This window comes from Halolamina pelagica, assembly GCF_001307315.1.
GTDB lineage: Archaea > Halobacteriota > Halobacteria > Halobacteriales > Haloferacaceae > Halolamina > Halolamina pelagica_B.
Map to the genome: position 1 here is coordinate 1,981,858 of NZ_LGUC01000001.1, position 12,262 is coordinate 1,994,119.

The window sequence follows — 12,262 nt, forward strand, 5'->3', positions numbered from 1 at the left end:
ACGGGGTGTGAACCGACGCGAGTACCTCGCCGCGCTTGGGGCGGCGTCGACGGCGGCAGTCGCCGGCTGTACGTCCGGCGACGGGACGCCCAGCGGGGACGCACCGTTCGAGCACCCCGGCACGCTCGAAGAGACGTTCGTCGCGAACGGCGACTACCCCGACGACGACGATCCAGCCGACGGCTACCCGCCGTCGTTCCCCGACCCGCCGGCCGCGCCCGAGGTCGACGACGACGCCCTGGAGACGATCTCGGTCAACGACGAGACCGTCCGGCTGCTCCCGATCGACGACGCCATCGCGTGGTTCCGCCGCGCGGACGCACGGTTCGTCGACGCGCGCGGGCTGGACCAGTACACGCGCTCGCACCTCTACGGGAGCGTCCTCTCGCCGGCCCAGCAGGGCTCCTCCGGCGGCGGCATCGAGGGGTGGCCGGCCGACGATCGCGTCGTCGCCTACTGTGGCTGTCCCCACCACCTCTCCTCGGTGCGGGCCGCGGGACTCCAGAAAGCGGGCTTCGAGAACGTGTACGTCATCGACGAGGGGTTCTACGAGTGGTCCGACCGTGCGTACCCGATGGCCGGGACGACGTTCGGCGACGCCACCGCCGCGGACGTTTCGGAGTGGTTCATCGACGGCGAGATCGACCCGGCGTACGCGGGCTCGTACGCGTGGGCGGCGGTCGGCCGCCAGTACGAGGCGGCCCCGGTCGGCGACGACGGGCGCTTCTCGATCCACCTGCGCTTTACCGACGTCGACGCCGAGACGCCCGTACAGATCACGACACCGGCCTTTACGCGCACGGACCCGCTCGGGGAGCTCGCCGACGGCACGGTTCAGTGAGCGGCGAGCGGCCCGCCAACCCGGTAACACCCGTGTCACCCGGTTACCTCAGGGTCAAGAACGGCTTAAGGGTCGCGCGCGCATACGGGCATCCGTGCGCGAGAACATTCCGATTGGGCTGATCGAGACTGCGGCCCCGCGACGACCGGACGCCCGACAACTACCAGCAGCGAGGGGCGACAGTGAGCGACGTCGCCACGGAGGCGGAGATGGCCGACCTTCCGCCCAGCGCGAAGCTGGTCCACCTCGTGCTGCAGGAGCACGACCGAATGACCCAGAGTCAGGTCACCGAGGAGACCCAGCTCGCCGGTCGCACCGTGCGCGACGCGCTCGGCCGACTCGAGTCGGCGGGCCTGGTGACCGAAGAGATCTGCCTGAAAGACGCTCGCAAGCGAGTGTACACCGCGAACAGCCCCGACACCGATCACGCCGCCGCCGAGGCGGAGACGGCCGAGGGCGCCGCGAGCGGGGACTGACTCAGCTTCTGCCGGCCAGCGTCTCGATCCCCTCGGGGAACAGCTTCTCGATCGACTCGTGTTCGACCGAGCCGAGGCGCTCGCCGTTCAGCCGTTTGAGGTGGGTCCGGACGACGCCCTCCCGGCTGGCCTGTCGATACAGCGGCACCGCGTCCGTCGACCGGTAGGTGCCGGCGATCAGGAGCGCGGTCTCGGTCGCCGGGTCGAGCAGTTCGACGACGAAGAAAAACTCCCCGCCGACCTGTCGGCGGTAGGCGTCGTACTGCGGGAACGCGGCGCGGTCACAGGCGGCCGACACCGCGTCGGCGACGCTTTCGGGAACGACGTGGACGAACCCCGAGTAGCCACGGTCGGCGTCCTCGGGCACCGGCGCGGTGTCGACCGCCGGGACGACGACGGCCTCCCAGCCGTTCTCGCGTCGTTCGTCGGCCAGGCGGCGCGCGTCCTCGACGGCGGCCACACTCCCCTCCCTCCGCGTCTCGTGATCGGCCTCCTCGACGGCGTCGTCACGGGTCATGTGCGGAATCGGGGGAAGCGAAGGGAAAAACCCTCTCCCTCACCAGAACACGACGATCTCGAGCCCCAGCGACGCCAGCAACAGCATCGCCGCCGCCACGAACAGTTTCGCTGCGGGCGAGAGCCGGGCCTCGGGTTCGAGCCCCAGCGTCGGCAGCGGCGGCACGCGCTGGACGGCCGCCTGGAAGCGGGACTCGTCGCGGCTCCCGACGACGCGGCCGTTCTCGTCCGGGCGGACGATCTGGTACCCCTCCTCTTCGAACTTCACGTCCCAGCGCTTGGCCGGCCGGAGCTGGAACGCCGCGTACGCGAGCAGCGAGACGCCGAGGAAGAACAGCACCAGCTCGACCCCGAACCAGCCGACGCCGAACGCGAACGAGACGACACCGCTGCCGACGAACACGACCAGCGTGAACGCCAGCCCGTACACGAGCGCGTCGACGGCCTGGCGCAGTCGGAAGCGCGCGCCGCTGTCCGCGGGCGGGCGGCCTGGAGGGCGCCAGTCGTCGCTCATCACTCCGCGTCGCCGACGGACGGGCCGACCGCCGCGGGCTCGTCGTACTCGTCGTCGTGGCGGTGACAGCGGCTCTCACGCCCCGTAGCGTCGACGCCGTGTGCCGTCGGCTGCTCGTGGTCACAGACGCTGCCCAGCTCCGCACGGAGGTGCTCGAGCGCGGCGTCCTCGTCGCCGTCGCGGGCGAGATCGCTCGCGCGCTCGACCGGCTCCCGGATCGATCCGGGTAGCTCCCGGTCGGCGAACAGCTCGTCGACCACCTCGTCGACGGTGGCAAAGCGCGTCTCGAAGCCGAGGAGCCCCCTGGCCCGCTCCGAGAGCGAGCGCTCCGCACGGCCGCGGGCCCGCAGCGTCTCCCGGAACACCTCGATCGCCTCCCACGTCTCGTCGTCGACCGCCTCGAACCCCTCGGGGCGGATCTTGACCGGACAGCGCGTCGAGAACGGACAGCCAGTCGGCGGGTCGCGCGGGCTCGGCGGGGTTCCGCGGAGGGTCATCCGGTCGATCTCGGCGGTCGGATCCGGCTCGGGCACGGCAGACAGCAGCGCCCGTGTGTAGGGGTTCGCCGGGTCGTCGAACAGCTCCTCGGTCGGGCCGAGCTCCATCACGTTGCCGAGGTACATCACGGCGACGCGGTCACAGATGTGCTCGACGACGCTCAGGTCGTGGGCGATGAACAGGTAGGTGAGCCCCAGCTCCGCCTGTAAGTCCATCAGGAGGTTCAGAATCTGGGCCTGGACGCTCACGTCCAGCGCGGAGACGGGCTCGTCGAGCACGACGAACTCCGGCTCCAAGGCCAGTGCGCGGGCGATGCCGACGCGCTGGCGTTGGCCACCGGAGAACTGGTGGGGTAACGGTAGTAGTGCTCCTCCTGCAGGCCGACTTTCTCCAGCAGGCTGCGCACGCGAGCGCGGCGCTCGGCGGGCGTCCCCCAGTCGTGGACGTCGAGCGGTTCGCGGACGATCTCGCCGACGGTCATCCGGTCGTTCAGGCTGGACTCGGGGTCCTGGAACACCACCTGGGCGTTCCGGCGCCACGCCTGCAGGTCCTCGCCGGAGAGTTGGGTCACGTCGTCGTCGCCCACGCGGACCTCGCCGCCCGTGGCGGCTTCGAGCCGGACCAGCGTCCGACCGAGCGTGGTTTTCCCACAGCCCGACTCGCCGACGATGCCCAGCGTCTCGCCTTTCTTCACGTCGAAGCTGACGCCGTCGACGGCTTTCACGGGCTGGCCCCCGATGAGCTCGCCGGACTCGTAGTACGTCCGGAGGTCACGCACCGAGAGCAGCGTCTCGCCGGGGTCACAGTCCAGCCCGGCGAGCCCGGTCGCCCCGCGCTCCTGCTGGCTCATCGCGAATCACCTCCGGCGTCGTCGGCACCGACGTGGGGTTGTGCGGCCTCGCCGGCATGGCGATCGACCGCCTGCTCCCGGGGCTCGTCCTCGGGGTAGAGCAGACAGGCGGCGGTGTGGTCGTCGACGCCCTCGGTCGCGACGGGGACCGCCTCCGGGTGGACCTCCCGGCAGGCGTCGAACGCCTCGGGACAGCGCGGCGCGAACCGGCAGTCCGTCGCGGGCGCGTTCGGCGTCGGCACCTCGCCCTCGATCGTCTCGAGCCGCTCCGCGCCGCGCTGGGTGCTCGGGATCGAGCGCAGCAGCCCCCGGGTGTAGGGGTGGCGCGGGTTCTCGAACAGCTCCACGACCGGCGCCTGTTCGACGACCTCGCCGGCGTACATGACGGCGACGCGGTCACAGACCTCCGCGATGACGCCCATGTCGTGGGTGATGAACAGGATCGCCAGCCCGTGTTCCTCCTGGAGCTCCGCGAGCAGTTCGAGGATCTGGGCCTGGATCGTCACGTCCAGCGCCGTCGTCGGCTCGTCACAGATCAGCAGATCCGGATCGCACGCGAGCGCCATCGCGATCACGGCACGCTGGCGCATCCCGCCGGAGAACTCGTGGGGGTACTCAGACACCCGGCGGGCGGCGTCCGGGATCCCCACGTCCTCCAGCAGTTCGATCGCCTTCTCGGTGGCGTCCATGCCCGAGAGCCCGCGGTGTAGCGAGAGCGCCTCCTCGATCTGGTTGCCGACGGTGTAGACGGGGTTGAGCGTCGACAGCGGGTCCTGGAACACCATCGCGACGCCGCCGCCGCGGACGCGCTCGTACTGCTTCTCGCTCAGCCCGGTCAGTTCCCGGCCGTCGAACCGGATGGAACTGTCGGGCAGGAGTTCGCCCGGCGAGTCCACCAGCCCCATGATGGAGCGAGCGGTGACGGACTTCCCCGAGCCGGACTCGCCGACGAGCCCGAGCGTCTCGCCCTCGGCGATCCCGAAGGAGACGCCGTCGACGGCGCGGATCGTCTCGCGCTCGGTGTGGAACACGGTCTGGAGGTTCTCGACCTCCAGCAGGCGGTCGTCGCCGGCCTCCGCGGCAGCCCCGGCGTCGGCGGCCGATCGCGACGGATCGGCAGCCATCAGGCACCACCCCTGCGGCCGCGGACTGATCCTGTTGCCCGGTGTCGACGTCGCTCTGTGGGTCGATCGCGTCGCGGATCCCGTCACCCAGGGCGTTGAAGCCCGTGACGACGATCACGATCAGGATTCCGGGGAGGAGCGAGATGTGCCACGAGGGCGTGGCGACGTACGGCTGGCCCGCGCTGACCGCCCGTCCCCACTCGGGCGTGGGGGCGTTGATCCCCAGCCCGAGGAAGGAGAGCCCGGCGACGCCGATGATGACGCCCCCAGCGTGAGCGAGGCGTAGATCAGCAGGTAGCCCACCACGTACGGGAGCATGTGTTTCCGCATCGTAACCGAGGGGCGCTGCCCGAAGCTCTTGGCGGCGTCGATCCACTCCCGCTCGGAGACCTGGAGTGCGGGGCCACGCACCGCCCGCCAGAGCCCGGGCCAGCCCGTCAGCCCGAACAGGAGCGCGAGCACGACACCCCGTTGTAGAGGTTCGCCAGCCAGGTGCCCGAAAGGACGAACGAGGCGAGCATGATCACCAGCAGTTGGGGCATCGCCTGGATCGAGTCGCTCGTGATCACGATCCCCAGATCGACCAGCCCCTTGTAGTACGCCGTCGCGAGCGCGAACACGACCGCGGCCCCGCCCGCGAGCGCGAGGCTCGCGACGCCGATGAACAGCGACACCCGCGCCCCGGCCGCCATGAACGTGAACAAGTCCTTCCCGCTCGGCAAGGTTCCGAAGGGGTGGAAGCGGTCGTACTGGTCGTAGCTCAGCGGGCCGACGTTCTCGCCGCCCTGGCCGCGGGACTGGGCGTCGCCGTTGGCGTCGCCGACGTACATCTCCTCGACGCCGCCGGTCTCCTCGCTGTAGTACTCGATGGTGTGGAGGTACGGGTCGGCGATGTTGGCGTCGACGGTCGTCGGGCCGAGCGCCGGCGCGAACACCGCAAGCACGACGAAGGCGAAGATGATCGCCAGCCCGAACAGCCCCAGGAGTGGTTGCGGAAGCGCCCGACCATGTCGTCGACGGGCGCCCAGTTGGCGTGGCGGTAGTTGTCGCGGTAGACGAGGTAGCTCCACCAGCCGACGAGCAGCCAGACGAACCCGTAGGCGTAGATCAGCACGACACGGATCGCCCACGCGACCGCCGGCGAGAGCCCCATGAACGTCCCCTCCCACTCGCCGGAGGGGAGCTGGTAGCCGGCGTTGTCGATCACCGAGCGCGAGAGCAGCGTCGGGAGGCCGGCGAGCGCGTCGCCGACGCCCGCGAGCGTCGCCGCGACCCCCTGCACGAAGCCGGGCAGCGCCGCACCGACGGCGTCCCACGGGAGGCTCATCACGAGGTTCGCGAGCGCGCCGAACTCGACGGCGACCAGGGCGGCGACGACCGCGAACACGCGAAGCGCGGGGCCGGGCTCGTCGGTCAGCCGTTCGCGAAGCGTCGCGTCCTCGTCGTCGACGACGCTCATGCGCCATCACCCCCGTAGCCGACGCGGGGATCGATCAACGTGTACAGCAGGTCCTGGACGATGTTGATCCCGACCGAGAGCAGGATGAAGAAGAACATCAGCGAGCCCACCAGCGGCAGGTCGGCGTTGATCGTCGCCGCGTAGAACAGGTAGCCGAGCCCGTTGATGCTGAACACGGTCTCGACGAGCACGCTGCCGCCGAGGAGCAGGAACGCCTCGCCGGTGATGATCGGCACCAGCGGGATGAGCGCGTTCCGGAACACGTGTTTGTAGACGATCTTCCGGCCGGGGACGCCCTTCGCGCGGGCCGTTTCGACGTAGTTCTCGTTTTTCGTCTCCAGTACCGCAGTCCGGCCGATCCGCATCTCGTTGCCCATCGACGCCGACCCGAGGACGAGCGCGGCGGGCAAGATAGCCTTGAACGCCCCGAGGAAGTTCCGGGGGCCCAGAGTTCGGAGAGATCCGGCGGCGTGACGATGTTCGTCTCGACGAGCCAGGACTCCCACTGGAAGCCGAACAGCTGTTCGGACTGGGTCAGGACCGCCACGAAGATCACCGCGAGCCAGAAGTTGGGCATCGCCCGCCAGACGATGCCGCCGAAGGACGCGACGTAGTCGCTCAGCGTGTTGGGGTTGAGGCCGGCGTAGAACCCCAGCGGCAGCCCCACGAACAGCGGGAGCATCACCGACCAGAACCCGAGCCAGATAGTTCGGGGGCGTAGACGCCGATCAGCTCCCAGACCGGCCGGCCGCGGTTGACGACCCACGAGTAGCCGAACTGCAGCGTGAACAGATCACCGAGGTAGTCGACGTACTGGAGCCAGAGTGGTTGGTCGAGTCCGAGGCTCCGCCGCACGGACTGGTACGCCTCGGTGTCACCCGACGCCCCGATCACCGCCGCCGCCGGATCGATCGGCCCCATCCGGAGAATGACGAAGGTGATGGTAGTCCCGAAGAAGACGATCGGGATCATCAGGAGGACCCTGCGCGCGAAGTAACTCCAGCGACTCATTCGTGGGCGGATCAATTAGCCGCCCGTTAATACGTCTTCCCCAGCCGTCCGAATCGCCTGGGGGAACGTATTTCTCCTCAGAAACGAGCCTTGTGAAACCACCGCAACACCTAACCGTTGGCTCAAACAGAAACGGGTATGGCTGATTCAGACGAACTGCAACGACGGCAGTTCCTCAAAGCGACAGGCGGGCTGGCGGCCGCGGGGGCGCTCGCGGGCTGTACCGATGGCGGCGAGGAGACGCCGCCGGGCGAACTGGGAACCGACACGGACACCGACACCGAGACCAGCGGCGACGACACGCCGGCCGGGAGCGACGATCAGACGACGCTCCGGCTCATCAACGAGTCGGCGAACACGCTCGATCCGATCGCGACCGTGCTCACGACGGAGTCCGAGAAGGTCGCCCAGATGTTCGACGGGCTCGTGGGCAAGCCCCACGGAACCGCGGACGTGACCAACGCGATCGCCGAGAGCGTCGACGTCTCCGACGACGGCACCGTCTACACGTTCTCGCTTCGGGAGAACGTGGTCGCGCACAACGGCGACGAGGTCACCGCCGACGCGGTCGTCTACTCCTGGGAGCGACTGGCCGGGTCGAGCAACTCCACCTCGGACTACGTGCTGCTCGGCGACCTCGGCGTGGAACACGAGACCGACGACGAGGGGAACTACGTCCCCGGCAGCCTCGGCGTCGAGGCCGTCGACGAGTACACCGTCGAAGTGACGCTCTCCTCGCCGTACTACGCCGGCATCGACATCATGGCCGACTCCTCGTTCGTCATCGTGCCGGAGGGGATCGTCGGCGACATCGACGGGTACGACGGCCAGATAGCCTACGACGAGTTCACCAGCGAGCCCGTCGGCACCGGGCCCTTCGAGTTCGAGAACTGGAGCCCCGACAACGAGGCGTCGGTGGTCGCGTTCGACGACTACTACGGCGACGAACCGAGCATCGACCGGGTCCACTGGCAGGTGATCGCCGACCCCAACGCCCAGTTCAACTACGCGATGAACCGGAACGTCGACGCGTTCCCCATCCCCAACGCACAGTACGACCCGGGGAAGGTCACCGTCGACGAGACCGACGACATCGGCCGCCAGATCGGGACGTACGGCCCGCTCCAGAACGACGAGACCGTCGACTACCTCCGGATCGCCGGGCTCTCGACCAGCTTCATGCTGTTCAACACGAACAACGTGATCGAGCCGGCCCGGAAGGCGGTCGCGTACGTGATGAACCACGAGGAGTTGGCCGACGACGCGTACAAGGGACGCCAGACGCCGGGCTACCACATGACGCCGAAGTCGCTCTGGCCGGGCGGCCCGGAGGCCGCCGAGGAGCACGCCCGCGAGAACTACCCCTACGGCTACAACGAGTCCGACATCGAGTCCGCCCGCCAGCTGATGGAGGAGGCCGGTTACAGTCAGGACGACCCGTACGAGTTCGAGATCATCAACACCCCCGGCTCGACCAACAGCCAGATCGCCGGGGACCTGCGTGACCAGCTCTCGGCCGCCCACATCGAACTCACGATCAACACCGCGGAGTTCTCGACGCTGCTCGACCGCGAGTTCGCGGGCAACCGCGACTCCGGGCTCGGCTCCTGGGGGATGGCGTGGGCCGACCCGATGAACGTGCTCGCGCTGCTGTACCCGCCGAACACGCAAACCACCAACCAGGAGGGCGTCGACGCGCCGCCGCTCGTCGGCCTGAACTGGACCGAGACCGACGCCTCCCAGCGCGCCCGCGAGGCCTGGCAGACGATGCAGAACAACAAGCGTGACACCGAGGCGGACCGGCAGGCGCGCGCCGAGGCGATCCGCAAGCTCGAGGAGGCCAACTGGGAGGACTGTGCGCTGATCAACTACGGCTACCCCGCAAACGAGCGGTTCAGCTACGACTGGGTGGACATGCCGCAGTTCGGCCAGCTCGGCGCGCTCGGCAAGTACAGCGACGTCGAGATCGACACCGACGCCCAGCCCAACTGATCGGGGCCCTTTTTTAAGAACGACCGCCGCTACTCCGCGTCGCGTTCCGCGAGGATCTGCTCGACGACCTCCTCGGGGTGGTCCGCGAGCACACGCACCGCGGCGTCGTGGAACTCCCGCCCGGTCACGTCGCGGATCCCGTGCTCCCGGCGCAGCAGCATCTCCACCTCGAACTCGGCGTCCTCGAGCGTCTCGAGGGTCTCGGGGCGGACGTAGATGCTCTTGGCCGTCGTCGCGTCGAACTCGAAGGCGGGGCCGCCGCCCTCCTCCGCTTCCTCATCGGCCGGTTCCTCGGCGTCGTCGGCGCCCTCGTCGGCATCTGAGAGGCCGGCGAATCGGTTGTCGTCAGGCATCGTTCTCCACGATCTCGGCGAGTTGGTCGAGTCTGTCGAGCATGTCGTTGTCTGGGTCGTACTCCCGGAGCGTCTCTCCGTCCCGCCACGCCCGGCTGAACGCGATGCGGTGGCGGATCCCCGGCCCCGGGGAGTCGGGGTCGTCGAACTCGTCGGACTGGCAGAACGCCGGGAGATGTTCCTCGAACGGCGAGTCTTCCAGATCCTCGATGATGCGTCGCTCCTCGTTGTTGCCCGAGAGGTCGTTCGGCACGACCGCGAGCAGCTCCAGCTCCACCTCGTTCCGGATGGGGACGACCTGCTGGTCCCACATGCGCTCGAAGCCGCTGACGCTGGGCTCGCTCATCAACAGCGGCACGATGACGCTGCCCGTCCCGATCAGCGCCGCGTCCGAGAGCGGCCCGAGACTCGGCGGCGAGTCGACGACGATGTAGTCGTAGGCGTCGTCGAGCAGCGGTTCGACGATCCGGCGCCGGACCCACAGCATCCCGAACGTGGAGTTCCGGATGCGGTCCTCGATCTCGTCGAGATCCACGTGGGCCGGCAGCACGTCGAACGCGTCGCGTTCGACGACGACCTCCGACGCGTCGACGGGGTCGTCGTCGGTGAGCACGTCGCCGACGTGGGGGCTATCGCGCTCGTAGGCCGCCTTCAGGCCGACACCCTCCGTGGCGTTGCCCTGTTGGTCGAGGTCGACCAGCAACACGTCGTGGCCCCGGTCCGCGAGGGCGTCCGCGAGGTTGATCGCGATGGTGGTCTTGCCGACGCCGCCTTTCTGGAGCGAGACGCTGACCGCCCGCCCCATCAGGCAGCCACCTCACGGCGCGGGCGTCGTGTGTCCCGACGCGTCCCCCTTCGCACGACCGCTGCGTCCGGAAGCATACGTTCGATGCTCCGGCGGCGACTACTTAAGAGTTCTCACGATGCGTAGACCGTCGATACACGCTGGACATCTTCAAATTTCCAAAAATTTTGCTAGCCAACCCACGCCGCCTCACGGCCCACCGTTCGTTTTGCCCGACAAGCGGCGGATCCGTGCAGTAGACGGCTTCTCACGCGCGTTTCACCGCCAGAGCGGGATCGGGGCTGAATCGGCGGTAGCGCCGCTCATCCCGACCAATTCGGCCGTGTCTTCGCTATCCTGTGGTTTTTACCGAACCCGGTGTTCGCTCAGTCCAACTGGGATGAACACGAGAAAGCTCGCAGTGTTGGTCGCTGCAACGATACTGACCCTCCCGTGGTTGGGCGGGTGGCTAACCGGGAGCGCCCACGGACTGACGGCGGGACCGACCGTGGCCGTCGCCGGTATCGGCATCCTCGGGGCGTCGTTTCTCCTGACGTGGGGCGCCGAAACCGCAGAGAAGGACGTGCCCCGGGCCTTCGCCATCGCCGTACTGGCGGTGCTGGCCGTCGCCCCGGAGTACGCCGTCGACGCACTGTACGCCTGGCAGGCGGGCGTCCAGGCCGGCACGCCCGCCGGCGCCGAAGCCGGCAACCTCGCCGTCGCGAACATGACCGGCGCGAACCGCATCCTGATCGGAATCGGCTGGGCCGGCATCGCGCTGTTCACCGTCTACCGCGCCGGGGCGAGCAAGGATCCTGCGGTGAAGAGCAACAGCGGGTTCCTGAAAAACGCCGTCTCGCTCGATCGAGACATCAGCCTCGAAGTCGCGTTCCTGCTGGCGGCGACGCTGTGGGCGTTCCTCGTCCCGCTCGGCGCCGGGATCGACATCTTCGACATGGCGTTTCTCGTGGGGCTGTACGTGCTCTACATCGGCGTCGTCCTCCGGGGTGAGCCCGAGGAGGACGTCGAACACGTCGGCGTCCCGGCGATGCTGGGGCGAATCCCGAACCCGTTCCGGGCGCTGACGGTGATCGCGCTGTTTCTGTTCTCCGGGCTGATCATCTTCACCGCCGTCGAGCCGTTCGCTCACAGCCTCGAGCTACTGGGCGAGGACATCGGCGTCCCTTCCTTCTTCATGATCCAGTGGATCGCGCCGTTGGCCTCCGAGTCGCCGGAACTCATCGTCGTCGTCGTGTTGGTGCGGAAGGCCCGCTCGACGGCCGGGTTCAACGCGCTCATCTCCTCGAAGCTGAACCAGTGGACGCTGCTGATCGGGACGCTGGTGATCGTCCACTCGATCGCGCTCGGGAGTACGGCGCGCTGGCGTTCGACGCCAAACAGGCCGCCGAGATCTGGATCACGGCCGCGCAGTCGCTGTTCGCCATCGCGTTGATCCTCAACTTCGAGATCGACGTCCGTGAGGCGATCCTGCTGCTGGTACTGTTCATCTCGCAGGTGATTCTCGAGTTCCTCGCGCTCCGGGAGATCATCCACCTCCCAATCACGGAGATCGATCTGCTCCACCTGTTCACGCTGGTGTACGTCGCCCTCGCGCTCGGTCTGTTCGCCACCCGAAGCGGTGAGCTGGTCCGACTCGTCCGCGACACGCGCCAGATCCTCCGGAGTGCCGTCCACGGCGATCCCGAGGAACACCCCTTCAGCGACGACTGATCGTCGCGGCGCCGGTCGGCCGCGGCGGACGACTGATCTCGTCGGCACGCTGTCAGCCGACGAGGGCGACTGATCGCCCAGGCACTGGTCGGCCGCGGCGGACGACATCCCGC

The 12,262-nt window shown here is 68.6% G+C and carries 8 protein-coding genes and 4 pseudogenes; 4 read left to right on the plus strand and 8 right to left on the minus strand.

The window, feature by feature from the left end; all coding sequences use genetic code 11:
• The first annotated feature begins 7 nt into the window (after positions 1–7).
• Entirely contained in the window at positions 8–841 is an 834-nt protein-coding gene (locus tag SY89_RS10305) for a rhodanese-like domain-containing protein (RefSeq protein WP_054584154.1), read from the plus strand.
• 182 nt (positions 842–1,023) lie between these two features.
• Entirely contained in the window at positions 1,024–1,317 is a 294-nt protein-coding gene (locus SY89_RS10310) for a helix-turn-helix transcriptional regulator (RefSeq protein ID WP_080506671.1), read from the plus strand.
• A gap of 1 nt (position 1,318) precedes the next feature.
• Here the strand turns inward: SY89_RS10310 and SY89_RS10315 are convergent, their stop codons facing one another.
• The 6 genes and pseudogenes from SY89_RS10315 to SY89_RS10340 form a co-directional block, all read right to left on the minus strand.
• The gene (locus SY89_RS10315; RefSeq protein WP_054584155.1) at positions 1,319–1,834 is read right to left on the minus strand and encodes a DUF7529 family protein; all 516 of its coding nucleotides are present in this window, start codon (positions 1,832–1,834) and stop codon (positions 1,319–1,321) included.
• 39 nt (positions 1,835–1,873) lie between these two features.
• Positions 1,874–2,347: a DUF7555 family protein gene (locus tag SY89_RS10320; protein WP_054584156.1), complete on the minus strand. Its 474-nt coding sequence runs from the start codon at positions 2,345–2,347 to the stop codon at positions 1,874–1,876.
• Positions 2,347–3,695, minus strand: a pseudogene (locus SY89_RS10325) (ABC transporter ATP-binding protein). Before SY89_RS10325 ends, SY89_RS10320 begins: the two are co-directional and overlap by 1 nt.
• Positions 3,692–4,819: an ABC transporter ATP-binding protein gene (locus tag SY89_RS10330; RefSeq protein WP_054584157.1), complete on the minus strand. Its 1,128-nt coding sequence runs from the start codon at positions 4,817–4,819 to the stop codon at positions 3,692–3,694. The pseudogene SY89_RS10325 and the gene SY89_RS10330 overlap by 4 nt, the downstream one beginning before the upstream one ends.
• Positions 4,820–4,829: 10 nt before the next feature.
• A pseudogene (locus SY89_RS10335) lies at positions 4,830–6,278 on the minus strand (ABC transporter permease); the annotation flags it as partial.
• A pseudogene (locus tag SY89_RS10340) lies at positions 6,275–7,289 on the minus strand (ABC transporter permease). The pseudogenes SY89_RS10340 and SY89_RS10335, both read right to left, overlap by 4 nt.
• Positions 7,290–7,427: 138 nt before the next feature.
• Here SY89_RS10340 and SY89_RS10345 point away from each other — a divergent pair.
• Entirely contained in the window at positions 7,428–9,281 is a 1,854-nt protein-coding gene (locus tag SY89_RS10345) for an ABC transporter substrate-binding protein (RefSeq protein WP_054584158.1), read from the plus strand.
• A gap of 29 nt (positions 9,282–9,310) precedes the next feature.
• On the opposite strand, the gene SY89_RS10350 is transcribed toward SY89_RS10345, so the two are convergent.
• Together SY89_RS10350 and SY89_RS10355 are read right to left on the minus strand one after the other, a co-directional pair.
• Complete coding sequence (locus SY89_RS10350) at positions 9,311–9,634, minus strand: hypothetical protein (protein ID WP_054584159.1); 324 nt, start codon at positions 9,632–9,634, stop codon at positions 9,311–9,313.
• Positions 9,627–10,439 carry a ParA family protein gene (locus SY89_RS10355; protein WP_054584160.1) on the minus strand — a complete coding sequence of 271 codons (813 nt, stop codon included), beginning with the start codon at positions 10,437–10,439 and terminating at the stop codon, positions 9,627–9,629. Before SY89_RS10355 ends, SY89_RS10350 begins: the two co-directional genes overlap by 8 nt.
• Positions 10,440–10,818: 379 nt before the next feature.
• Here SY89_RS10355 and SY89_RS10360 point away from each other — a divergent pair.
• A pseudogene (locus SY89_RS10360) lies at positions 10,819–12,149 on the plus strand (sodium:calcium antiporter).
• Positions 12,150–12,262: the final 113 nt, after the last annotated feature.

Bases quoted from the DNA above. Each gene is read 5' to 3' on its own strand.
- SY89_RS10315 (WP_054584155.1), bottom strand. From the start codon at position 1,834: ATGACCCGTGACGACGCCGTCGAGGAGGCCGATCACGAGACGCGGAGG.
- SY89_RS10320 (WP_054584156.1), bottom strand. From the start codon at position 2,347: ATGAGCGACGACTGGCGCCCTCCAGGCCGCCCGCCCGCGGACAGCGGC.
- SY89_RS10330 (WP_054584157.1), bottom strand. From the start codon at position 4,819: ATGGCTGCCGATCCGTCGCGATCGGCCGCCGACGCCGGGGCTGCCGCG.
- SY89_RS10345 (WP_054584158.1), top strand. From the start codon at position 7,428: ATGGCTGATTCAGACGAACTGCAACGACGGCAGTTCCTCAAAGCGACA.
- SY89_RS10350 (WP_054584159.1), bottom strand. From the start codon at position 9,634: ATGCCTGACGACAACCGATTCGCCGGCCTCTCAGATGCCGACGAGGGC.
- SY89_RS10355 (WP_054584160.1), bottom strand. From the start codon at position 10,439: ATGGGGCGGGCGGTCAGCGTCTCGCTCCAGAAAGGCGGCGTCGGCAAG.